The following is a 24,019-nucleotide window of genomic DNA, read 5'->3' as shown; positions in this document are numbered from 1 at the left end:
CCGAACCTCCTCACAGGAGATTAGCAGATTTTCACAACACTCTACACTATACGTTCGTCAGGGAAAGAAGGGATCAACACGCCGTAGGGCGGATAAGCGAAGCGCATCCGCCGTCGCCCTATGTCGGTGATGGCGGGTGCGCTTCGCTTACCCGCCCTACGGAAGGTTTAGGTCGGTTGGTCGATGGTGCCGTTGCAGATGGGCTGGAAGCCCGTCAGCCGGTCCATCATGGTGCTGTTGCCCAGGCCGTGGCGTTCGAACTTTTGCTCGAACTGTGACTGCTCGCCGTGGAGCGCCATGTAGTTGAGCACCACGGTTTCCACCAGCAGGTTGACGTTGTTGGCGGCGGGCGTCGAGGCCGTCTCCACGTCGCCGCTCGGGCGCATATAGCCAATCTGCTGATGAGTGGCGGTGCCGCCACCGGTGTCCATCAACTGGGGCCGACCTGTCGGGTTGTAAACCAGGAAGAAGGAAGCGGCGGTCTGCTGGTTGTCACCGGTCCAGACGCCTTTGCCTCGGCCTTCGGGGGAATCGTCGATCATGCCGTTACTGAACACCGAGCCGTCACTGAAGACGTAAATCATGATGGGCACATTCTTGCGCGCCGCGTACTCCAGACAGGCGCCGATGCAGCGCCCGGCCCGCAGGTCACGAATCTCGCCCGTGGCCCGGTCGCCAGTGTGGTAGTCGTAGCCGCCCATGGTGACCGTTCCGGCCCCGGCACGCCCCTCCACCACCAGCTTCATCACCGAGGCGGTCTTGCGGAATTCCCGGTCGCTCTCGAACTCTTCATCGGAGAACACGCCGGTCGGGCCGACAATATCCGCGTCCGATTCCGGGTCGATGGAGGCGGGATCACCAAAACGGGCCGCCAGGTCGGCACTTTTCACGTAGCCACAGCTCAGCAGTTCCTTGAGCTGTTCGTCCTGGGAGGTATCAAAACTGAGGTTATTGAGCCGCTCGCGGCTCATGCGGGTCATGGACTCCATCACCCGCACGGTATCCTCCTGGCTGAGCAGGTTTACCAGATCGCCGGTGTCCACCAGGCCGGTCACATCGCTGGGCTGGTCCACTTTGGTGGGCCGTGCTTCTGGATTGATCAATGACGCTGGCGCCATGGAGTTGCCCCCGGAATCGTTGGCGCGCGAGCCAATCAATGCCAGCAGCTCGCCGTTGGCACCGGCGCGGTTGATACCGTACATGGGGTTGTGGGGGTTGTTGCCGGTGTCGTTCTCCGAGCGAGCGGGAATCACACAGCCATTGACCAGGTCCGAGCGGCCGCCGGCCTTTTCCAGAATACCGGCGAGCATCTGACTGTCGCTGTGGAAGGCCAAACCCAGGTCGGTGTTGACGAAATCCTCGGTGGAGGAAGACGGGGTCATATCCCCCGGCAGGCCCTGCTTGTTATAACCGGCGGTGCTGAGGAAATCCATCTGGCCGCCCGGGCCACCCACCAGCACATTGGAGCCGGCCATGTTGGCGCCGCCCGCCAGGTCAAAACAGATAAACGGGATTTTCCCCGCTCCCGCACTGGCGATACCGCAGGCCTGACGCAGCGCTTCGATATCGTTGGAGAGATTCACCTCCTGAGCCAGAGCCGAGTTCACCATGAGTCCGCTCAGAGACCCGCCGACAATGGTGCCGGCGCCCGCCTTGAAGCCATGGGCAATCAACTCCCGTCGAGTCATGGGCCGGTGATGCCCTTCCAGCAGCAGAGGTGCATCCGGATGCAGTGGCGCTTTGCGTAGTTTCATAAGAATCTGCCTATTCCAAATCCGGTTTATTGCAACAGCGTCAGAGCGCTGCCCATGATGGCCGCACAGCTGGCGGTGACGATGCGGTTAGCGCGCTGAGTATCGCCACCGCCCGCGGTCATGGTATCGATCAGACTGTTGAGTTCGGTGCGCAGCGCAGCGGGGTCGGCCTGACTGGCCAGTGGCTGACCCTCGATCTCCGCCGCCAATAAATGGCTGAGTAAGGGCTCTATCACGGCGCCCCGACCAGCGTCGTCAAAGGCGGTGCCAACACCGGCGTTGAAATTGAAACCTTCGAAGTACTGAGTGCGGCGACTGGCATCGGCTACCAGGGCCGAGCAATAGGACACCGCCAACTGGGTCACCCCCATCTGGTGAGCCGCAACAAAGCCGTCCACCTGGGGTTCGGTGGGCATCTGCTGGCGGACTTTCTGGTAGGTCTCGGCCACGCTTGTTGTGGTTTGCGGCACGGTGGTCACCGTCGACAAGGTCGCGTTAATGGCCGCAAATGAGCGCAGGCCCAACGTGGGCTGGTCTTCAATGATCGCGGGCTCCGATGGCGCTGGCGGCTCGGCATCGACGCGCACAAACTCGTGCTCACCCAAGCGGTCGAAGGTCAGGAAAAACTGGTCACTTTCGGGCCCCTGTTGCAGCTCGATCACCGCCCCCTGCCCCGACAGGCTCTGGCGGCCATCGACCATCGCGTCTGTGCTCAGCTCGGTATCCAGCGCGGCAAACACCTGACCGGTGGGGGACTCACGACCGTTGACGCCGATGCGAATACCCTCGACCGGTGTGGGCGGCACAGAAGTGTCGCTGTCCAGCGTCAGGAAGAAAGGCTCGGCGAACAGGTAACCATAATCGTCGAATTGCTGAACTTCGAAGCTGATATAGGCTCCGTCGACATCAATCAGGTGGGAGATATTGAACAGGAGGAAGTAACGCGCCCCCACCCCGACATTAAAGTTGGCGCTGATCGCTTCGGGGCTCAAGGCCCGGTTATGGATGGCCAGGAAGCGAATACTGCCGCTCCAGGCGTACTCGGAGCCGGAGACCTCATTGCCCAGCACAAGAGCGAAGGTCTCACTCCACTCTTCCATGGCCGCACCCGCCAGCGGATCCGTGTCTCCGGTAAATTCACCATTGACGAAGATCTGACGACCGTCCACCGGATCAAACGTCACCACCACGTGCTGCAACGTGGCCTGCAAGCGCTCGTCGGCAGCGTTGGTGGCCAGAGCCGGCAAGCCGTTCACGTCGGTCTCGCTGCTGCGGTTGAGGAATTCATAGTTGTACTGCGTCTGGCCCAGGGTAAAGTTGCGGACATCATTGCTGCCCGAGTAGCTGACAATGCGGGCGGTGTCGCCGCCGCCATCGCCCTGAGTGACGTTATCCGGGATGACCCAGGCTTCAATGCTGTATTCGCCGGTGGCGGTGAGCAGATCGTGCAGCTTGCGACTGCCACTTGTGGCCGCTTGGGCCTTGCCGTCCGTTCCGCCGCTGTTCAGGCGAACCCCCCAGGAACTCATCCACGCCACATCACCGCTCAGGTTCAGGTTGGCCGCGGGCTCAACACCGCTGGTGTCGTAGGCGATAGCGCCATCACCGGTTTTGAATTCGTATTTGGCGATGATATGGCTGTCTACCCGACCGCCGTTGCTGGCGACAATGCCATCGCCCAAGCCCAATGCTTTACTGACAACCAGGTCGGGATCGATTTCAGTGACCGGAATGCTGTCGGCAAAGTCGGCAATGGCCTGCGCCATTTCATTGGCGTCGGCCTGGCAGTCATCGCTCCAGCAGTTGTGGCCTTCATTGCCGAGGCGCTGTACCAGACGGGAATCGGCCGGTGCATCCAGGCGCATCCGCGTACGAGCCGCTTCGTAGGCAATGTCGAGGGAGGGGCTGCCCAAATACGGTTGCTGTGCGGTCGGGGCGCTGCGGGTATGGCACTCACTGCAGAAATCCCGCAACAGCGGATACACCGTGGAGGAAAATTCGCCCGGCTCCGAGGGCATGATTTTGCTGCTGCCCACGTCCTGGTCGTCCGGCGCTTCAAATACGACGCGATTGACCACGGCCCCGGACGCGCTCGCCCAGCTTTCAATGTAGCCGGCAATAATATCGGCACAGGCATCGGCGCTGGCCTGCCAGCAGTTGTGACCCTCGGCCACCTTGGTAACCATTCGGGAACTGGCGGGGCTGCTCAGATCCACCACCGCGTTGACGTCGGAGTAGGCCAGGTTGATATCATCCGCGCGGACAAAGGTCGGCTCCTGCCCGCCAGTACCGTGGCAGCTGCCGCAGCGGTTTTCGGTGGCAAGTGGGTCCCAAACCGAGAGTTTGAACTGCTGCACATCGTCAGTCTGCGGCGCCGGACCGGTGTAGTTCACCGTAGGCACTTCATCATTGGGGTCGACGTTCTCCTGAACATCGGAACCGCTGTCGGAACCACAGGCGGAAAGCAGAAGCACCGCAGCCAGCGTCATGAGGGAATGGCGGATGTAAGTCATGCTTATTCCCCTTTACAGTAGCTGGCGGTGGCAATAAAGGCCTGACGCAAGTCATAGCCGCTGGACGCCAAGGTGCTTGTGGCGCTATCAATCAACTCGTGGTCGGCTTCGCTGCCGGGCTCGCGCAGGCAGACCTGTTCGAACACTTTTTCCACCTGACAGCTGGCGAACGCATCGCTGTGAGCCAGCTCGCGGCCCATGCTTTTCGCCCCTTCGCCACTGCCGGGCAGAGCATCGCTCCAGCCCAGCACGCGGTTGTTGCCCTCGCGCCAGTAGTTGTCCCAACCATCGTCCATGGTGACGTAGCCGTAGCGGAAGGTGTTGGCGTTGATGTGGTACTTGGGCACCACGCGGGTTCCGGTTTCAGGCTCGACTTCGCCCTCGCGGTTGTAGGTGATCTGGCCGTTCTCGCCGGTGGGATCGGCTTCGGCATCGTAGTCCCAGTTGTAATAGGCGTAGGCTTGGGCCAAGGGGTCCATGCCGTTGTGACAACCCATGCAGTTATTCAGGAATACGCGACTGTCACCACCGGGGCTGCGACTGACGTCCTGGCGAATGCGATCGGGGGTCAGGCTGGTGTCGTGCACCTGCTCCAGGTCACGGCACAAGTGGTTGAGCAGCGTGAAACGAAACATGGCCCGGTTGGTGCCGGCATAGAAGAAGGCGCGCGCGGCCGCCCGGCTGGTCATGATGCCGGCGGTGGCCTCGGCTGGCAGGCCGGTGACGTCGGACTGAGTCCGCTTGACCAGGGTCTCGGGATCCCCCAGGGGCAGACCCTGCTCTTCCAGGGCTTCGTAGTGGTTGTTGTTGTCGTTGGCGTAGGCGGGCAGGCCACTTCCGTTGCCGGTGTAGAGAATGTTGTCGTAGAGCAGCCCGCGGATGTCTTCGCCGTCGCGCACCATGCCGATGAAGGTGGCGGTGTAGTCATTCAACGGGGCGAAGACGTTCATGTCCCGGTTGGTCCAGGGGGTGGCCATGTTTTTGAGGGTGACGCTGTAGAAGCCCTCGTTCTCCATGGCTTTTTCCACGGCGGCGTCGACGTTGCCCTCGTCGATGAGTTCGGCCATGTCGAGCAGCACGGCTTCGCTGGGCGGAACGCCGGCGATGCGGTTGTGGATTTGCAGGGCCTGTTCGCGCGATCCCGCATTGGCGGCCAGACTGGCGCCTATCAGCAGTGCGCAGAGGCCCAGACGCGCGGCTTTCGCCGTGGGTGGGTGGGTGTTTTTCACGGTTGCTCCCCAAGGCCAAGGCTTGCCTCTATTGCGGCCTGGGAGGGCGGAGGCAAGGTGGTGGCGGTTGCGTGTTTAATAATGTCGCGCTTTTGTCTCATTATAGGGGTGAAGGGGGTCACTTCCTGTGCTTGTATAGCCAGTGTTTTTGTTAAGGCCGTCACAAATACGGCATTCAATCCCGCTTTTTGGCGCCAGACCCCATTCATTCGGGCGGGAAAGCGTCGATAATGAGTAACTTTATTGGTAGTGGGCTCTTGGGAGTAACTGAACCCCGGCCAGCTGTGAGGTAGATCCCATCAAGACACGCTGCAAGTACATCCCTGTACGCTCGCAACCGCGAATCCCGCGCTCTACGGTCTTGATGGGATCTACCTCACAGCCGGCCTCCGCACGTTGTAGTTACCGATGTAACGTTATTGCATACCAAGGTTCGCGATGACCGGTTAGGGCTCAATAAACAACGACATAACCCTCTTCATAGAGATTGACTGCATGTCACTTGCCACCTTTCACCGTCTATTACTACCTCTGCCCTTGACCTTGGCCCTCGTCGCCTGTGGCGGTGGCGTCGGTGAGCCTGTTCAGGGCGAGACCGGTGGGGACCAGGAGGCGGATCCGGTGGTGGTGGATTTTCCGCTGGCGTATGTGGTGCGGCCGGTGCCTCGGGATGAGGATTCCATGGAGATTCTGCCGGAGGTGCTGACGGATCCAGCCGAGTTTCGGCCGGGGGCTCGTCTGTTTTTTCAGGATCGGGCCACGGCGACGGCCGGGCGGCGGGAGCTGACCGGTGAGTTGTTTGAGGGCGAAGCGCTTTATGATGTGAAGGATTTGTCGGTGCATCCTGACGGGGACCGTTTTCTGTTTGCTTTGCGGGCGCCGGAGATTGAGGATGCAGACGAGGACGAACAGCCCACCTGGAACATCTGGGAATACAGCCTCGAGACCGAAGAATTGCGGCGGGTGATTCCGTCGGATTTGAGCGCCGAGGGCGGTGAAGATGTGAGCCCTCACTATCTGCCCGGCGACCGGATTCTCTTTACCTCTACCCGTCAGACCCGGAGCCGTGCGGTGTTGCTCGATGACGGCAAACCGCAATTCGCCGCGCAGACCGAAAATGACAATCAGGCGGCGTTTGTCTTGCATGTGATGGACAGTGACGGGCGCAATATTGAGCAAATCAGTTACAACCAGAGCCATGACCTGCAGCCGTTGGTGAACGATGAAGGTCAGGTTCTGTTTTCCCGCTGGGACGGTTTCGGACAGGACCGGATCAGCCTCTACCGGATGAACCCGGACGGCACGACTCTCGCCCCCGAGTACGGTTACCACAGCCTGGCGGACGATGAGACACCGGCGCTGTTCTATCCCAAGCTGATGTTGGACGGACAGCTATTGGCCATCGCCAAGCCCCGGGAAGATTTGCTGGGCGGTGACCTGGTAAAGGTGGACATTACGGCCTTTGTCGAGGCTAACCAGACGGTCGATGGTGACGAAGGCGGCCCGGCGCAAACGTCTTTGGCTGACCAGCCGATTCCGTTGAACGGCGACCTTTCCCGCGCGGGTCTGTATCACAGTGCCTACCCCATGCAGGATGGCAGTGAGCGTTTACTCGTGAGCTGGAGCCCGTGTCGGCTGTCGTTGCCGGAAGAAGAGCGGTTGGTGCCCTGCACCGACGAGTGGCTGGCGACCGACGGCACCGAACCGGCGCCACCGGTGTTTGGCCTCTGGGTCTTCGACCCGGAAGGCCCGACCCAGCAGCCGGTGGTGCTGGCCGAAGAGGACCAGATGGTCACCGAGCCGGTCGCTCTGGAACCCAGCCCCCGCCCGGACTATCAGGAGCCCGCCGTGCCCAACACCGATTGGGTGAACGAGGGTGTGGGCGTGCTGCATATTCAGAACGTCTACGATCTGGACGGCACCCTGACCGAGGATGTGGACACCCTGATGGACCCGGCACAAACCACCGCCGATGAGCGCCCGGCCCGCTTCCTGCGTCTGCTCAAAGCGGTGTCCACCCCCGACAACGACACCCTGAACGACCAGGATGGCGAAGTGTTCGGCAACCGCTTCAACGCCAATCGCGGTCTACTGGAGATTCTGGGCTACGTCCCCATCGAGCCCGACGGCTCGGTCATGACCAAGGTCCCCGCCGATGTCGCCTTCAGCTTCGACATCGTCAACGAAGAGGGCACCCGCATCATGCCCCAGCATCGCAACTGGTTGCAGCTGCGCCCGGGCGAACAGCGCCAGTGCGCCGGCTGTCATACCGGGGACAGCCAAGTGCCCCACGGCCACCCCGAGTACGGCCCTGACGCCGCCTACAGCGGCGCAGAAACTTCCGGCCAGCCTTTCCCCAACACTTTGCGAACCGACGCTTTCGGCACCCCGGTGTTCCCCGACATGGGCGAGACCATGGCGCAGTTCGATGCCCGCATTGCGGTGGAATGCAGCAATCCGGAAGACCCCGGCACCTGCACCGAACGCGGGCCCCGGGAACCGAACGTCAATATTATCTATACCGACGACTGGACCGACCCGACCGTGCGTGCGCCGGATGAGGAGCATCAGCACCTGTACAGCGCCCTGGCCGCCGACCGGTACCGGACTTATGTCAACGGCGAAAACGCCGACGAAGGTCTGACCGTTTCGATCACTTACCCACCCACCACCGAAGGCTGCCTGACCCAGTGGACCCCGCAGTGCCGGGTGATCATCAATTACGAGAATCACATTCAGCCATTGTGGGACCGCACCCGTCTGCTCACCGAGAACAACGCCGATGGCGAAGCGGAGTTGGTGCTCGACGGCCTGGGCGAGCCCATCGACCACACCTGCACCGGCTGTCACACCCGCTTCGGGCCGGATAACGAGCCGAGGATCCCGGCGGGCCAGCTGGAGCTGGTGAGCGATGCGGCCGGCGGTGGCGAAATGGTGTCTTATGAGGAGCTGCTGAACCGGGACAACGAAGTCACGATCGTCGATGGCGCGGTTGTGGATCTTTTAGTGGAAACCGGTGAATTCCTGACCGACGAAGAGGGCGAGTTGGTGTTGGATGAGGAAGGCAACCCCATTCCAATTCTGGCTCCCGTGCCGGTGCAGTCTCCGCTGTCCCGCGGCGGGGGGGCCGCCAGTGCGGCGTTCTTTGCCCGCTTCACCCAGGAAAACGACCTGAGCGCTCCCGGAACCGTAGACCACCGTGATATGCTCAACCCCGATGAACTCCGACTCCTGCGGGAATGGCTCGATACCGGCGCCCGCTATTACAACAATCAATTCGATCGGGCGCGACAGGACGAAGAATGAGGGACTTGGTTTCTTTGTTGTCTAGGTTTTTACCCTTTGGTGCGGCATTGCGACCGGTCTTGGGTGGGGTATACCCTTCCAGGACACGCTGTGAATACATCCCTGTACGCTCGAGAGTGCGAGTCCCTCGACTCACGGTCCTGGAAGGGTATACCCCACCCAAGACCTCAGCACGCTGTAGGCACTCAAAAGCCAACCCGACCCAAGGTAGGAGTGGTGGAAAATGCGAGCTACGCAGCACTGAGGGACAGCGAGGGAGAGACCTTTCCAAGACCGTAGAGCGTGGGATTCGCGGTTGCGAGCCTACAGGGATGTATTCACGGCGTGTCTTGGAAAGGTCTCTCCCTCGCTGGCCCGGACCCTCCGCCGCAAAGAAGCTTATTTCGTCTCTAACGGCTGTTCTCCTCACTCTATTCTGTTTGAGTGCCCAAGCCGATGATCCGAAAGTCACCGTCGCCAATACCTTTATCGACGTCCACACCGGCCCCGGTCGTGGTTATCCCGTTTTTTACATCATCGAAAAAGACGAAGAAATCACCCTGGAAAAACGCCGCACCGACTGGATCAAAGTGACCACACGGCGCGGCAAAAGCGGCTGGATCCACATCGACAACCTCGCCCACACCCAGGACGCCAGCGGCCAGGTCCCCGACATTGCCGCCGCCACCCAGGACGACTACCTCGAACGGCGCTGGGAAATCGGCTTCGCCACCGGCGACTTCGACGGCGCCGACGCCCTCAGCCTCAACGCCGGCTTTCGCTTTACCGAACACCTGACCGCCGACCTGCGCCTGTCGCAAAACACCGGGCAATTCTCCGACAGCCAGATACTCAGCGTCGGCCTGATGCACCAACCCTTTCCCGAATGGCGCGTGTCCCCCTACTTTCGGCTCGGCACCGGACAAATACGGATCGAACCCAGCGCCACTTTGGTTGAAGCCGAAGACCGGGAAGACAACCTGTTTCAAACCAGCCTCGGCACCTACGTGTACCTGACACGGCGCTTCTTCCTGCGCCTGGACGCCACCCAGCATCAGATACTCACCAGCCGTGATACCAACGAAGAGGTCATCGAATGGCAAATCGGTTTCAACGTCTACTTCTAGGGCTCGCCCTGGCCGGTAGCGCGCCGCTGGCCGTCGCCCAGGACGATGGCCCGTTGGGCGATATCGTCGGCCCGGACGAAGAACGCCGGTCGCTCAGTGAACGGGATCTCGATACCGAGAACTTCGAGTTCGGGGTGTTCTACGGCCTGATGAGCGTGGAGGATTTTGGCAGCAACGACATCGCCGGGGCGAGCCTCAGCTATCACGTCAGTGAGGATTTTTTCCTGCAGGCCAACTACGGCATTACCGAAACCCGCGAAACCAGCTACGAGCTGTTAAGCGGCGCCGTGGAGCTGTTGACCGAAGACCAGCGAGAGTACACCTATTACAATCTGTCTCTCGGCTATAACTTTCTGCCGGGGCAGATCTACCTGAGTGAAAACTGGAGCTTTAATACCAGCGCCTATGTGATTGGCGGCGCCGGCAATACCGAGTTCGCCGGGCAGGAATACTTCACTTACAATCTGGGTGCCGGCTTTAAGCTCTTTGCCACCGACTGGCTGGCGTTCGATTTGGGCATGCGCGGGCACGTGTTTACGCACGAATTGTTCGGCCGGGAAGTGGAAGTGAATAATCTCGAGGCGCGCTTGGGCGTCTCGGTCTTTTTCTAGTGTTGATACAAGAGGGCAACCCCATGAGATTGGTTCGTATCCTGTTACTCGCCACCCTTGGTTTTACCGCCATGGCTCACGCCGAAACGGCGCCGGACTTCACCCTGAAGAGCGACAGCGGGGAAAACATTCGCCTGGAAGAGCAGCGCGGCAAGGTCGTGATGATCAATTTCTGGGCCTCCTGGTGCGCGCCCTGCCGCAAGGAAATGCCGCTACTGGACGATTTGTACGACCGCTATAAAGATGCGGGCTTCACCCTGTTCGGCGTCAACGTCGAGCAGGACCCTGCCGCCGCCAAGAAATTTCTGGAAGACGTGGGTGTCTCCTTCCCGATTCTGTATGACCCGGAAAGCGACGTCAGCCGCACCTACCAGGTCAGCGCCATGCCCACCACCGTCATGGTGGATCGCGACGGCGAGGTTCGCTACGTCAACCGAGGCTATAAAGAAGGTGACGAAGAAAAATACCGCAAACAGATCCGGGAATTGATTCGGGAATGAAACAAAACCATTACAGCCGGGCATTCCTCCTCTGCGCGCTGTGCGCTTTCCTGGGCGCCTGCAGTGTGCAGCCCTGGGTGCAACCCTACGAGCGCCAGAAACTGGCCGACCCGATCATGAGTTTTGACCGTGACCCGGCCGCCAGCAGCTACCTGGGTCACGTTCACGACGCTCGGGAAGCCGGTCGCGGTGCCGACGGCAGTGCGGGAGGCGGCTGTGGCTGTAACTAAGCAGCAGCTCAAGTGCTGCTTCGCCCTCCTGCTGATTCTGTTCAGCACCCCGGCGCTCAGCGCCGTGCTGCCGGAGGAGCGCATCGATATCCTCTATCACAGCTACGACGGCGGCGGCGTAAAAATCGACGGACCGTCAGTTCTCGTGCGTAAGAGTTTGGGCGAGTCGGTATCGGTGTCCGGCAAATACTATGTGGACACCGTCAGCGGCGCGTCCATCGATGTGGAAGCCGCTGGCGTCGATGTAAACTCGGCCGCGAGCCCCTACGCCGAAGAACGCACCGAGTACAACGCCGGTCTGCAATACCTGAACGACCGGACCCTGATCAGCCTGGGTTGGGCGTCCAGTGAAGAAAACGACTACGACGCGACCACCTACAGTTTCGGCATCACCCAGACCTTTTTTGGGGACCTGACCACCATCAGCCTGAACACCAGCTATGGCGACGATGTGATCGGCCGCAACGATCGTCCCGACTTCGAGCGTTTTCTTGAACGCCGTCGTTATGGCATCAACATTTCCCAGATCTTACGAACGGACCTGATCGCCGGTTTCAGTTACGAAGCGGTGGTGGATGAAGGCTTTCTCAATAACGCCTATCGCCAGGTCCGTTACCGCGACCCCACCAGCGCGCGCGGCTACAGCTATCAGCCGGAAGTCTACCCCAACACCCGCAACAGCGACGCCTACGCCCTGCGGGCCATTTACCACCTGCCCAACCGGCGCTCGGCCATTCGGGGTGAATACCGCTACTTTGAAGACAACTGGGCCATCGAAGCGGACACCATTGAGCTGCGCTACACCCACAGTCTGCAGGACAATTGGCTAGTGGAACTCAAATGGCGGGATTACCAACAGACCAGCGCGGATTTCTATAGCGACCTGTTTCCGTTCCGGGATGCCCAGAACTATATGGCCCGCGATAAAGAGATGGGGCCGTTCAACTCGACAACATTAGCGGCGGGGGTGACCTACACTTTGCCCAGAGGCGCTGTTCCCGGCTTTGAGAAAAGCACCATCAACCTGTTCTGGGATCACATCCAATTCGAGTACGACAACTTCAGAGACGTGACCGTATCACCGGAAGAATACGCCGCCGGCGAAGAACCCTTGTACGAGTTCGACGCCAACGTCATTCGGTTTTATTTATCGTTCTGGTTTTAACATTATCCGCTTGTTCGGATAACGCCTGCATAGTTAAAACCGGACCGCAGCCTCGACACCGAAACCGTCCAGCTCTCCAACGTCATAGTAAAAGCCGGAGAGGCTCCACCGATCGGTAAAGAATTTTCTGACGCTCAGCTGATGGGTATCGGTCACCCTCGGCCCACTACCCACTCCCTCAGAGCGTCGATAGCCCACGCTCAGTGTCCGGTCGACATAGTAATCCAAGGCGAGCGACGCCTGGTCTTGACCGAAGTCGCTGTAATCGTAGTTTGCCCTGATGGCTAGCGTTGGCCCGAAATGATCAAACACATACTTGGCGTTCAGGTTCCAGCTCTCGTCCAGATCCTGATCCTCGTAAAAGGAACTGTATACCAAAAGCCCCTCCATCGGCGTCAGGCCAAGCGATGCGTTCCAGGTCGTGTCACTGGACAACGGCAAGCCCGACCCATAGTCAAAGCGACGGGCTGTCAGTCCAACATAAAAAAGGTCACCCGGCACATAGACCTCGGCACTGACATCCGTTGTATCGATCGTTGAGTCCGTGCCGCGGATGGTATAGCTGCCAAGCTCCGTCGTGATCTCGCGGTCGCGAGATGAACGATCAACACGAGACTGCCTGACACTCAAGCTGCTCCGGCGCTCCAGAAACGCCGCTTCTGCTAAAGGGTGATCACGAGTCTCCACCGGTGAAAAATAATACGTTCCCGAGACGGACATATTGTCTATGTCCGTCGTTGACGTATCCGTTTGATGAAAGTGCGCATCGAGCTCCCACTGATACTCATCAGCGAGGCCATTAGCGGCGGGAAGCAAAAACACTGCAGGGAGGATATACTTCGTTATTCTTTGCGTCGTTCTAGTCATAAAAATCTCCATAAATCGCATTTCATCGATCTGGCAAAAACTCCTGATGCCATATCCCGTAACGGCCCCTCACTCTTGGGCCCGACTGGTTAGTGTACGCAAATGATTTGTAAGTTCCACAACCTCGCCATGCGTTGACATAACTTTTCCAGGGCAGTCGATGCTAAAACGGTCTTGTGCGACAAAAAGACAAGACCTCCATGCCGGCGTTACTTGGCGCGCGGGCCGATAAACAACCAGATGACAAAACCGAGGAAGGGGATGAACAGCAGGGCGAGGATCCAGACCAGTTTGGCAGTACTGGATTCACTGCTCTGGGCGACTTGCAAGAGGGCGTAGATCACACAGATGAGAAGGATCGCACCCAGAATACCAGTTACTTCGATTGACATAACGCTCACTCCTTTCAGGTGTAAGAGATCTCTGATAATCCCACAAGTCAATGAGACTATCAGAGATTCCAGCGCTTACCTAGGCAAGAAATCGAAAGTATAGTTCACTTGGGTGACAGTCACATCCGCATCCGGGAAGGTGATCAGGAGGATGCGAGCCAGCAGGCGCTGCTCCAGAGTGTCGTTGTTGAGCTCGCTGGAGACGATTCTCGCCTCGGAAATTTCACCACTGGGCTCGATCACCATCCGCACCACCAATTTCCCCTTCAGCAGCGGATCAGACCGGAGCTCCCGGTTGTAGATGGCGAAAATGCCGCCCATATGCTGGTCAATCACCTGACGAATCTGCTCGTCGCTGCGCGCCGCCCGCTCGCGGGAACCACCGGCCGTCTCCTCCGCTGCCTCGGCGGCGGCCAGGATTTCCGATTCGTTCGTCACCTGGGTGGTCTGACGCTGGGCCAGTTCACCGCCACCACCGGTGTCCCGGCTCAGGTTATCGGTGGTGATGCCGCCGCTGTCGCTGGCGACCTGGCCTTCGATAACGTTGCGCTCGGGACGCTCCGCTTCGGACTGGCCTTCCGACAACGCTGCCTGTTCCACCCGACTGGTGTCGAGGGTATCGCGCATGGCGGCCAGGGCATCCCGGTGTTGCATCAGGCCGCTGCGCGAGGCGGTTTCCCGCGCTTCCTGAACGCGACTGGGTGGCGGCGGCGGAGGCGGCTCTTCCGGTTCCGGTTCCGGCTCGGGCTCCGGTTCGGGTTCCGGTTCTTCCTCGGGCTGCTCCGGTTCCGGCTCGGGTTCGGGCTCTGGCTCCGGGGGTGGAGGCGGCGGCTCCTGTTCTTTTTCCAGAATCACCCGCGCCAATTGCGGAGGCAGTTCCTGCTTCTCCTCCCGGCTGATTTCCGGCAGGGGCACGAAAGGAACAATCAACCCCAGCACCAATAGCACAATCAGCAGCGCGCGCAGCAGACGCTTGAAGGTCCGGTCTTCCTCGACGCTGGATTCCCAGGGCAGTTCGGTATTGGGGCCGAGGTACAGAGCCATTACTCCTCACCCCCGGACGCCACCTGTTGATCCACCGCCAGCGAGATGTCCCGGTAATCGGTTGCGGCGCAAGTCGCCATGACCTTTTTGAGTAGCTGATAGGGAATGCCTTTGTCACCCATGATGGTGATCGGCCGACCAACGTCTTCTTCCGCTTCGGTCAGTGGGCGGGCCTGCTCGGCGCGGAACGCCAGCTCTTCCGCCAGGCCGGGAATTTCTTCCTCCTCCTGGGCCATCACCTCGTCCACCGAGGCCACGGGGCGACCATTCACCAGAATCTGGTCGCCGCCCACCACCAGCAACAGACTCTCATCCGGCTGCTGGTCCGCCACCGAGGCGGGCAGCTCGATGTTTTTGTCCCGACTCAGCACTTCCACTTCGGCGGAATTGACCAGCAGAAAGAACACCAGGATGGTGAAGATGTCCATCAGGGACACCAGGTTGAGTTTGGGCAACTTGCTCATCCGCCGGTGGTGCCGGGCCATTCGGCGAGCGCGCATGGACTGTTTCATTCGCTCGCCTCCTGCGCCGGGGCATCACCCAGGGAAATCACCGGGAACAGCTCCGCATCCACCACGGACGCCGCCACGACCGCCTTGAAAGAGCGGGCGGTATCCATGGCACTGACCAGCGTCTGATAGGGGGTGTCGGGCTCTGAGAGAATCAGGATATCGTTTTTCTCAATGCCTTCATTTTTCAGTGTCTGCTTGACCGACTGCAACAGTTTGGAGAGCGCTTCGGTATCCGGCTCGCCGTCCACAAACGGCACCCGGTCTACCGGCTGGCCGGCGGGGAAGTTGACCTGAAAGTAGTCCTCGCGAATGACCAGCTCGAGCCGCTCGTTGGGTTCGTCGGACTCACTCGCTTCGCTGGTCACGCTTTTGGGTAACTGGATATCGAGCACGGTGATCCGCGCGAAGACCATACTCATCAACAACACCGGCACCAATATGATCATCAGATTCATAAAGGAGGTGATGTCGAGCTCGGCCTCTTCTTTGTGTCGATGGCGCCGTCGATGAAACATCGCGTTTGCTGTCCTTTAGTGGTCTCTGAAACCGCCCCGGGGGACGATCAACCTTTGCTCGCGGCGGTATCGGCAGTACCGGGCTTGGTGGCGGTGCGTTGCACCGTGCCGACGCCCATGAGGTTGAGACACTTGACCCCGGCCATTTCCAGACTGTCGATGATCTCGGTGGTCTTGGTCTGCAGGGTCGCATGGAACAGCAACAGCGGGATGGCTGCCATCAGGCCAAAGGCGGTGGTGTTCATGGCCACGGAAATACTGCCCGAGAGCATGTTGGCTTTCTCGGAGGGGTCGGCTTCGGCCACGGCGGTAAAGGCGGCGATCAGACCGATGATGGTGCCGAGCAGGCCGAGCAGGGTGGAGATGTTGGCCAGGGTCGCCAGGTAGGGCGTGCGCTTTTCCAGGCGGGGCATGGCTTCCAGGACGCCTTCTTCCATGGCCAGTTCGATATCGTCCCGGCGCTGGGATTGACTCATACGGGCCACCCCGGCACTGATGATACGGGCAATCGGCGCGCTGGAGGTCTGTCCGAGCTTCATCACGCCGGCGTAATCGCGCTTTTTCAGCAGCGGCATCAGCTGCTGAAAGGCCTTGCGATTGGAGCTTTTGGCGTGGCTGAGATAGATCCAACGCTCCAGCGCGACCGCCAGGCCAACCACCAGCACGATGGCAATGGGGTACATAAAGGGGCCGCCGTTTTGAAAAAAGCGCAGCGGTACAGTGATGAAATCCATGCGTATTGCCCTCAAGATTCAAGCGTGTCGTCGGCCCGTTCGCTGCCAGTCGGCAAAGCGGCAAAGGCCCATCGTTTGTTGTCGTGTCAGGCTGGCGCCCGTCGGATGATTATGCCGACTTGGCCACAGCCAATCTGTGATTCAGGTTGTATTTTTAGAGGAATATTGCGCCGTCTATTGATCAACGTCACTCGATTCCTGCGATTGCTCCAATGAACGCTGCAGTTCGTCCCGCTCCAGATGCCCAAAGACCGTGTCCAACTGGCGTTGCAGCGGATTGTAGCCCGGAACCGGACTGTCCGGCGTCTGCCAGGGCACCACGTTAAAGACTTGAGGCTGCTCCCGATTACCGGTGACCTGGGATTCCAGTTCAATAATCGGCCCTTGCAAGCGCTCCTCGTCCTGGGCCCAGGCAATAGGTGTCAGCAACAGACTCAGTCCTGCCGCAAGCCAGCAACAAACACGTATCATTGTTCCTCCTCAGCCGCCAACCGGCGCTCCAGGTCCACGATCCAGCCGGCCACCTGCCGGTCCATTTCTTCTTGGCGCTGCTGATACGCGCGATAATGCAACAACGCTTCCTGACCCCGTCCCCGATACAGATCCAGCAACACCCCCAGGTTCAGATGGGTTCGAGCGTGAAACGGCCAGACGCTCAGGGCCCGCCGATAGTGTGCCTCGGCTTGTTCGAACTCACCCGCTTCGCGCTTGAGCAGGGCCAATTGGTTGTAGGCATCCAGGTTATTGGGGTTAAGCGCCACTGCTTTTTCCAACGCGGTCACCGCCTCGTCGGAGCGGCCGGTTTGCGCATACACCTTGCCCAGGTTGACCCAGGGGCCTGAGAGCGTCGGGTACTGCTCGGTCATCGCCAGCAGGCGTTGCTCGGCCTCACCCCACTGCTCGCTCTGCATGGCGTCAAGCGCCCGTTCGAACTCGGCCCGCGCCTCGGCGCTGACGCTGACTTCCATCTGTGCGTAGGGGTTGGGCGTGACCGGGCCTTCCGGCAGAGCCGAAGGCGCACTGGCTTCACTGGCATCGACCGTCTCCGGGGCCGTGTCGGGCGCGGTCGCACAACCGGTCAACAACCCGATCAGAATGGCGGCCAGCGCGAGGCGGCGGCGATCAATACACCCCACGACTGACCTCCGCCACTTTTTCCTCTTTGCCGTAGCGCGCCGGCAGTATCTGCGCCAGCGCCTCGAAGCTGCGTTTCACCCACTGATCGTAGACGCCCCGCTGAGTGCGCCGGGCGTTGATTTCATACAGATCGATGGCTTTCTCCTCGAAGGGGTAGGCCTGCTCTTCCAGCAGGATGTCGTACTGCTCCAGCTCCAACACCCCCAGGCCCTCGGGTCGCTCGGAGTCCATCAGGTCCCGGCTGAGCTGGTGGTAAATGGCCGCCATCCGATGGCTGGCACCGGTGCTGAACTCGGCCACGCCGTAATCCAGAATCGCCTGCTGTTCCGCGAGGGCTTTTTCCAGCGCGGCCCGTTTGCGATCCAGGCTGGGTTTCAGGGGCAGATTCAGCTTGATACGGGAAAACGCCTGGAAGCTGTCTTCGGCCAATTCACTCGCCGCGAACGCGGCCAGATAGGTGGATCGACCATCGTTCGCATTGTGACTGTCCACCAGGCGCTGCAACCAGAAATCCCGCTTCTCGGGCTCGCCGGTCTGGCGGTAGAGCTCGGTCAACTGGTATTCCGCTTCGCGCCGGTCCGCGGCCGGCTCCAGGTAGGTGTGGGCGTAACGGCGGTAGCTGTCGATGGCCTGCTCCACTTCGCCCGCCTGCTGATAGAGCTCGGCGGCCAGATAGAGCGACTCTCTCTGCAACGCGGGATCGTCCGAGGTCTGCTCCAGCCGGCGGAGCTCATCGGCGGCGGCCACCCAGTTTTCCTGCTGTCGGTAGACCTTGGCCAGCCGGGCCGGAATCTGGGACTGCAGCGGGCTGTCGGGATACACGCGGCGAAACCGCTCCAGGGCCTGTTGTGCTTCGTCCCAACGCTCCAGTGCCAGCAGGTAGTGGGCGGCGTCGAACTGGGCCTGAACCGCCACATCGGTACTGGGCAGTTCGTCGGGAATGCGCTGCAGCAAGGCCACCGCTTCGGCCGTCTCGCCCCGATCGAGCTGCGTGCGCGCCCGCTGGTAGAGACTGGCGGCGATCCGCTCCCGGACTTCGGCCTGCGTGGGCGCGCCGTCCGAGGCGACGCCGGCGGCCGGCCAGCGCTCCAGCACCTGCCAATAGGCATTCTCGGCGGCGGCGTACTGGTTCAGGTCAAAGCGGCTGTGGCCCAACACCAGCCAGCCGGTAAATTGCTCCTCCTCGCTCGCCGGCGGATGCCAGGCCAAAAGCGATTCGGCCAGGTCCGACGCCGACTCCAAATAGCCCCGTTCGAGCTGCCCGCGGGCCATACTGGCGAGCACGGCAGTGGAGCGAGGGTCTTCAGGGTAGCGTTGGGCGAATAGCCGACCGACGGTCATACGGCGCTGCCACCACTCCAGGTTCTCGGGGCCAGCCCGTTCGGAGAGCTGTCCGGAGAGCAGTACCGCGGCGTAGCCGGCTTCGCGGCCGTACTCCGCGTCCCGATGAACGAAGGCGACCTGCTCATAGTTTTCCAGCGCTTCGGGCCACTGCTCGGCCTCGTTGAGCACTTCCGCCAGCAGGAATTGTTGCTCGGGTACGGCCGGATCGTTCGGGAAGGTGGCGACAAACTCCCGGTACCAGGTGGCGGCATTGGCAAAGGCCTGGCGACGTTCCGGCGCGCTGACGCCTTCATCGGCCAGGCGCTGGGCCCGGGCGTGCTGGTAGTTGGCCAGCTCGGTCAGGAAGTCGTGCAGGTGCTGCTCCACTAGCTCGCCCGGCTCACCGCCGCGCTCAAACCAGAAGGCACTGAGCAAGCCGTAGCGGCGGACAAAGGACTGTTTGGCGGGTAGGATCAGACTGGGGAAGCGCCCTTCCCGATAGGTCTCGATTTCGCTCAGGCTGAATGCCGGTGCCAGATCGCTGTTGGGGTTTTCCTCCACATAGCGGATGTAGGTATCGGCGGCATCGCGGAAACGCTCCTGCTCTCGGTAGGTTTCCGCCAGGCGCTGATAGAGTTTGTGTTCGTAGACCCGGGGGCCGATGCGCGCCTCCAGTGCCTGAATACTATCTGGCCCTTCCAGGTAGGCGAACGACAGTGCCATGGCGCGCAGCGCGTCGCCGGCCACTTCCGCTTGGGCACTATCGAGCCTATTCCAGGCCTGCTCCAGCGCCACGGGGGTGTCCGTCTCTGGCAATAAGTAATCGAGCACCTGAGCGAAGCTCTCCAGTGCCCGCTCGTACTCCGCCTGCTTGAACTGCGCCCAGGCGCGCATATAGAGCGCGTTCTGGCCAAACTCGGGCATGGGCCCTTCGCCGGGCAGCAGCTCCCGATAAAGCGCACCGGCCGTGGCGTAGTCCCCCACGGAGAAGGCCCGCTCGGCCCGGCGAAACTGCGCTTCGGCGTAGTAGGGCGATTCCGGGAAGCGCTGGGCGAGGGACGCCAGCGTGGCGTTGGCCTCGACCATGCGCCCGTCCAGGGCGTAGGCCTTGGCCAGTTGATAATAGAGACTGTCCGCCTCGGGCAGGCCCTCGGGCCACCGCCCATTCTCGTAATCACCAATCAACGCCCGGTAGCGCTCAATGGGCGCTTCGAACTGAGCTTCCACGCTATCGGACTCGGCGAGCGCCCGTTCGCTTCGCGCCATGGCCAGGTCCGCCAGGCGCCAGCGAATATCGGTTTGCATCGCCGGGTCATCGGTCGCCACCAGGGCCTGCTCATAACGGCGGGCGATGCGATCCGCCGACTCGGGTGTGATTCGTTGTCCCCGTTCGGGCAAAGTGGCTTCGGGCAGCGCGGACAGCCCCTGGGAGCGCGGCGCAAAGTTTCCGCAGGCGGACAGGAACAACGTGCCACCCACCAGCGCTATGGTGAGGGACAAGCGGGAGCACTTCATTGGCCGGCCTCCCCGGCGCGCAGCGCCTGATCCTGCAGCCGCGCCGCGCCCAGGCGCACCCGGGCCAGGTATTGGGTCAAGCGCTTCTGATGCCGATCGAGATGCCCTTGCAGGCTATCGGCAAGAGCCTGGGCCCGACTCTGGCGCGCCGCGCTCAGGCGGGCACGTTGATCGGCCACACGAGCTTCCAGGCCGGCCATTCGCGCCAGGCTTGGAGCGATATCCGGATTCTCATTCACGATCGCACTGACCCGCGCCTGACGTTCCGCCAGTGTTTCCAGTGCCCGGTCGAGATCCCGCAGGGGCTTCTCGGTGCGCCAGAGGTTAGCGGGGTAATTCTGGGCGGCCCGCCACAACAGGATGCCCTCGTAGAGTTTCAGGCGCGCGCGCTGTTCGCGTGCGCCATCGGTTCTGCCCGACGCGATCAGCCGCTCAAGGCGGGCCAGCGCTCCCTGAGTGCGCTCATAGAGCGCACGGGTGTTCTCGTCTGCGAGCGCGATCACATCTCGCTCGCGCTTGATGCGGGCAAGCTCTCTGGCCAACGGCGCCCGGCGCTGGCGCAAGGTTTCGGCCTGCTGCCAGAGGGACTCACGCTCAACATCCGCCTGCCGGGCCTGGCGCAGATCGCGCTTGCTCTTCAGTAACTCGGCGTAGTGAGACAACTTGTCCGGCCACTGCGCGAGCAGGTGCTCCTGATCTTTCAGGTCCGCCAGCGCCTGAACCCGGGATTGAAACCGGCTCTGGTTAACCCAGTCCGCGAGGTAAGGGTCGGGGCTCAGCGCCACCGCGGTTTCGGTGAGTGTCAGCCAGTTTTCCTGGCCGCGCATGACAATATGGCTGTCGGCCTCATCGCTCCCCAATTGGGCCAATAGGTACTCGGGGGTCAGCACTTGGGCCAGTTCACGCACTCGTGCCAACTCGGCCTCAAGACGCTGCTCCGCACTGTCGTAGGCTGCCAGGGCCGAGGCGGGCGCCTCCAGTTGAGTGTAAGCATAGGGAAGTGCCACCAACGCTTCCTGAGCCGCGCTCTGGGTCAGTGAGCGCTTGCTGAGCGCCTGCCAGGCACGCACGGCGGTGCGCGGGTCGCCGCGCTCGAGCGCGGCCCAACCGTAACCGAGCAGAGCCTGTTCGGCATCGTCGCGGGTCAGACGGACCTGATCGAAGGCCTCTTCGGCCCGAGCGAACTCGCCAGCAAGTAGATGACTGAACCCCAGGGCAGTGAAAGCGCGATCGCGCAGGGCCAGGTATTCGGTATCGGAAAAGAATCGGGGAGGCGCGGAGTCCACCAGGGCCCGGTAGTAGACTCGAGCCTGCCGGTGATCTCCCGCACGGGCATAGGCGCCCCCCAGGTTGTACAGAATCTGGGGAGCCCAGTCGCCCAGCTCGTCCCAAAGGCTATCGGCGTCGACCGGGCGCGGAGCATTGGTACGCAGCCGCCACTGCCACTCGAGCGCCCGCTGCTCGCGGGCCAGCTCGGGTGCCAGGGCATCGAGGTCGGTCAGCCCGCTCCAGACTTCGGAGGCGGCCTGCCAGTTACCACGCAGGTAGTGCAATTTCCCCAGGTAAAAGGTGGCGGCCGCTCGCTGTTCGGGCTTGTCCTGAAGGGCAGGGTCAAGCTGGCGCTGGGCACTGCCGGACATACCGAATGCGAGGCGAATGGCGCCTTCGAGAATCGCGCCCCGCCCCGCCTCGAGTTGCCCCCGGGAGCGGGCCACCATCAGCTCGCTCAGGGCCGACAGGTACTCCTGTTGATAGTAATGGTAGCGCGCCACGCCTTCGTGCAGCGCCGCCTGCCCGTCAGTGGCTTCCTGCGCCGCGCTCAAGGCGGGCAGGAGCAACGTCACTGACATCAGGCCCAGCCGACGCAACCCTTGCTTCATTGCAGCGCCCATTCCTCAATGGCAAACACCGGTTGGAGCTTGGTGGTGGAGTCGACGATCTTCAGTTCCAGAATCAGGGGCTCCTGGCCTTTCTCTACCTCGAGCCGGGCACCACGCTTATAGTCCCGGCCATCGGGGCCGATACCGGTGAACACCGCGCTGATTTCGTGGCTTCCGGAGTTGAGATTGCCCAGGTACAGGCGTTGGACACCGCCGCGGTGGAGAGCCTCGCGCTGGGCATCGGTATACAGTTGCGCCGCTACCGGCTCGCTGTCCACCTGCACGCGAACGCTGTCCAGATGAAACAGCTCGCCCAGGTCCATTGAGAGGTACACCGCCACCTGACTGCTGGCGGGGTAGAGCAGCTCTTCTTCGAGGATCAACAGATCGCGATTGAGCGCCAGGGTATCTTCTTTCAGTTGTTCGAGGGAGGCCTCCAGGGCCGCCTCGTCCGGTTCCTCTTGGGCCGTCACCGTCAAGGGCAACAGGCACAAACTGACGAGCACCAGACACCAGCCCGGCAACAGGAACAGACGCCGCCGAGAGCGGGGTGAGTCAGACGACATGGAGTGTTCTCCCAAGCGAAAATAACGCGCGTGCTGGCGCAGCATACAACGGCTTTCTATTCTAGTGGCCCCAAGCCTTTGGAATTGTGACGGCGCGCACACTTGGCTTTCTTAAGGCCCGCTTTCACCCGCTTGAGGAGCCATCAGGCCCTCACTATAGTGCACCTTGCCCTCGGCGGTGATGACAATCGCCTCAAACCCCGCAAGGCCATTAATCAGAGCCAGCCCCGATTCGACGCCCATTACGAACACACTGGTGGACAGGGCGTCGGTATCGATACTGTTGGGCCCAAGCACCGTGGCGCTGGCAACACCCCGGGCAGAAGCACCGGTGCGCGGGTTCAGAATATGATGAATCCGCTCTCCTTCCTCGTTGATAAAGTAGCGCTCATAGTCCCCGGAGGTGGAAATCGCCTCATTTTCAAGCGGCAACATGATCGCCACATCATCGGGCGCGCGCGGATTCTTGATGCCCACCCGCCAGGGGCGACCCCGGTGATCGCCCAGCAGGCGGGTATCGCCGCCGGCGCCGACGCTGGCGTGCTCAATGCCGCGCTCGCGCAACACTGCAATGGCCCGGTCCACCGCATAGCCCTTGGCGATACCGCCAAGATCCACATAGAGTTTGGGGTGCTCGAAGTAAACCTCCCGCGCCTCGGCCTTCAAGCGAATTTTGCGGTAGTCAATGGCGGCCAGAAGCGCCTCCCTCGCCGCCTTATCCGGCTGCTCCCCTTTGCGGTAATCGTAATACCGACCCACCGAACCAAAGGTCACGTCGAAGGCGCCATCGGTCAGCTCCCCATAACGAAGGGACTGGGCCAGGAGCCAGGTGAGTTCTTCACTAATGGACAGAGGGGATTGTTTTGAAGCGGTCACCGCTTCGCGATTCAGGCGGGAGAGTTCACTGTCTTCGAGATAGGGGCTGAAGTGGCGGTTGATCCGGTGCATTTCCTCCATAACAGCCGCTATGGCGGCCTGAGCCACCTCGGCGTCGGCGTGCCAGAGGCGAACGACAATCTGGGTCCCCATGATGGATTGCTCATCACTGAACCACTCCGCCGAGACTGGCAGACTGAGCAGCAGCCACGCGAGCACCGCGACGAGTCGGGTTTTCATGGCA

21 protein-coding genes are annotated in these 24,019 nt (G+C 61.2%); 6 read left to right on the top strand and 15 right to left on the bottom strand.

Going from position 1 to position 24,019, the window contains the following annotated elements:
- Positions 1-167: 167 nt before the first annotated feature.
- From G547_RS0112125 to G547_RS0112115, 3 genes are read right to left on the bottom strand one after another with little or no spacing between them, the layout of a single operon-like run.
- Positions 168-1,754 carry a hypothetical protein gene (locus G547_RS0112125; RefSeq protein WP_027330088.1) on the bottom strand — a complete coding sequence of 529 codons (1,587 nt, stop codon included), beginning with the start codon at positions 1,752-1,754 and terminating at the stop codon, positions 168-170.
- Between the two features lie 26 nt (positions 1,755-1,780).
- Entirely contained in the window at positions 1,781-4,267 is a 2,487-nt protein-coding gene (locus G547_RS0112120; RefSeq protein WP_027330087.1) for a LamG domain-containing protein, read from the bottom strand.
- A gap of 2 nt (positions 4,268-4,269) precedes the next feature.
- The gene (locus tag G547_RS0112115) at positions 4,270-5,496 is read right to left on the bottom strand and encodes a hypothetical protein (RefSeq protein ID WP_027330086.1); all 1,227 of its coding nucleotides are present in this window, start codon (positions 5,494-5,496) and stop codon (positions 4,270-4,272) included.
- A 495-nt stretch (positions 5,497-5,991) separates the two neighbouring features.
- On the opposite strand from G547_RS0112115, the gene G547_RS0112105 reads away from it, so the two are divergent.
- From G547_RS0112105 to G547_RS0112080, 6 genes are all read left to right on the top strand, one after another.
- Entirely contained in the window at positions 5,992-8,802 is a 2,811-nt protein-coding gene (locus G547_RS0112105; RefSeq protein WP_036188362.1) for an HzsA-related protein, read from the top strand.
- A gap of 419 nt (positions 8,803-9,221) precedes the next feature.
- On the top strand, positions 9,222-9,908 hold the full coding sequence (locus tag G547_RS0112100) for an SH3 domain-containing protein (protein WP_245573474.1): 687 nt from the start codon (positions 9,222-9,224) through the stop codon (positions 9,906-9,908).
- Positions 9,878-10,519 carry an outer membrane beta-barrel domain-containing protein gene (locus tag G547_RS0112095; protein WP_027330082.1) on the top strand — a complete coding sequence of 214 codons (642 nt, stop codon included), beginning with the start codon at positions 9,878-9,880 and terminating at the stop codon, positions 10,517-10,519. The genes G547_RS0112100 and G547_RS0112095 overlap by 31 nt, the downstream gene beginning before the upstream one ends.
- 23 nt (positions 10,520-10,542) lie before the next feature.
- The gene (locus G547_RS21250; RefSeq protein WP_036188358.1) at positions 10,543-11,019 is read left to right on the top strand and encodes a TlpA family protein disulfide reductase; all 477 of its coding nucleotides are present in this window, start codon (positions 10,543-10,545) and stop codon (positions 11,017-11,019) included.
- Positions 11,016-11,249: a DUF4266 domain-containing protein gene (locus G547_RS0112085; protein WP_036188355.1), complete on the top strand. Its 234-nt coding sequence runs from the start codon at positions 11,016-11,018 to the stop codon at positions 11,247-11,249. The genes G547_RS21250 and G547_RS0112085 overlap by 4 nt, the downstream gene beginning before the upstream one ends.
- On the top strand, positions 11,236-12,414 hold the full coding sequence (locus G547_RS0112080; protein WP_027330080.1) for a DUF3570 domain-containing protein: 1,179 nt from the start codon (positions 11,236-11,238) through the stop codon (positions 12,412-12,414). The genes G547_RS0112085 and G547_RS0112080 overlap by 14 nt, the downstream gene beginning before the upstream one ends.
- A gap of 33 nt (positions 12,415-12,447) precedes the next feature.
- On the opposite strand, the gene G547_RS0112075 is transcribed toward G547_RS0112080, so the two are convergent.
- The 12 genes from G547_RS0112075 to G547_RS0112020 form a co-directional block, all read right to left on the bottom strand.
- Positions 12,448-13,281: a putative porin gene (locus tag G547_RS0112075; RefSeq protein WP_169449446.1), complete on the bottom strand. Its 834-nt coding sequence runs from the start codon at positions 13,279-13,281 to the stop codon at positions 12,448-12,450.
- A gap of 209 nt (positions 13,282-13,490) precedes the next feature.
- The gene (locus tag G547_RS0112070; protein WP_027330078.1) at positions 13,491-13,673 is read right to left on the bottom strand and encodes a PLDc N-terminal domain-containing protein; all 183 of its coding nucleotides are present in this window, start codon (positions 13,671-13,673) and stop codon (positions 13,491-13,493) included.
- A gap of 75 nt (positions 13,674-13,748) precedes the next feature.
- The gene (locus tag G547_RS23410) at positions 13,749-14,717 is read right to left on the bottom strand and encodes an AgmX/PglI C-terminal domain-containing protein (RefSeq protein ID WP_027330077.1); all 969 of its coding nucleotides are present in this window, start codon (positions 14,715-14,717) and stop codon (positions 13,749-13,751) included.
- Positions 14,717-15,229, bottom strand: a complete 513-nt coding sequence (locus G547_RS0112060) for an ExbD/TolR family protein (protein ID WP_027330076.1) — start codon at positions 15,227-15,229, stop codon at positions 14,717-14,719. The genes G547_RS23410 and G547_RS0112060 overlap by 1 nt, the downstream gene beginning before the upstream one ends.
- Positions 15,226-15,744, bottom strand: a complete 519-nt coding sequence (locus G547_RS0112055; protein ID WP_027330075.1) for an ExbD/TolR family protein — start codon at positions 15,742-15,744, stop codon at positions 15,226-15,228. The genes G547_RS0112060 and G547_RS0112055 overlap by 4 nt, the downstream gene beginning before the upstream one ends.
- A gap of 47 nt (positions 15,745-15,791) precedes the next feature.
- Positions 15,792-16,478, bottom strand: coding sequence for a MotA/TolQ/ExbB proton channel family protein (locus tag G547_RS0112050; protein WP_027330074.1), 687 nt, complete (start codon positions 16,476-16,478; stop codon positions 15,792-15,794).
- 174 nt (positions 16,479-16,652) lie between these two features.
- Positions 16,653-16,949, bottom strand: coding sequence for a hypothetical protein (locus tag G547_RS21245; RefSeq protein WP_051235363.1), 297 nt, complete (start codon positions 16,947-16,949; stop codon positions 16,653-16,655).
- On the bottom strand, positions 16,946-17,614 hold the full coding sequence (locus G547_RS0112040; protein ID WP_051235360.1) for a tetratricopeptide repeat protein: 669 nt from the start codon (positions 17,612-17,614) through the stop codon (positions 16,946-16,948). The genes G547_RS21245 and G547_RS0112040 overlap by 4 nt, the downstream gene beginning before the upstream one ends.
- Positions 17,601-20,453, bottom strand: a complete 2,853-nt coding sequence (locus G547_RS0112035; RefSeq protein WP_027330072.1) for a tetratricopeptide repeat protein — start codon at positions 20,451-20,453, stop codon at positions 17,601-17,603. The genes G547_RS0112040 and G547_RS0112035 overlap by 14 nt, the downstream gene beginning before the upstream one ends.
- Positions 20,450-22,333, bottom strand: a complete 1,884-nt coding sequence (locus tag G547_RS0112030; protein WP_027330071.1) for a tetratricopeptide repeat protein — start codon at positions 22,331-22,333, stop codon at positions 20,450-20,452. Before G547_RS0112030 ends, G547_RS0112035 begins: the two co-directional genes overlap by 4 nt.
- Complete coding sequence (locus tag G547_RS0112025; protein ID WP_051235383.1) at positions 22,330-22,899, bottom strand: hypothetical protein; 570 nt, start codon at positions 22,897-22,899, stop codon at positions 22,330-22,332. Before G547_RS0112025 ends, G547_RS0112030 begins: the two co-directional genes overlap by 4 nt.
- 111 nt (positions 22,900-23,010) lie before the next feature.
- Entirely contained in the window at positions 23,011-24,015 is a 1,005-nt protein-coding gene (locus tag G547_RS0112020) for an FAD:protein FMN transferase (RefSeq protein WP_027330069.1), read from the bottom strand.
- Positions 24,016-24,019: the final 4 nt, after the last annotated feature.

The sequence above is a fragment of the Marinimicrobium agarilyticum DSM 16975 genome (assembly GCF_000423345.1).
GTDB lineage: Bacteria > Pseudomonadota > Gammaproteobacteria > Pseudomonadales > Cellvibrionaceae > Marinimicrobium > Marinimicrobium agarilyticum.
This window is presented reverse-complemented; position numbering and strand designations above follow the sequence as displayed.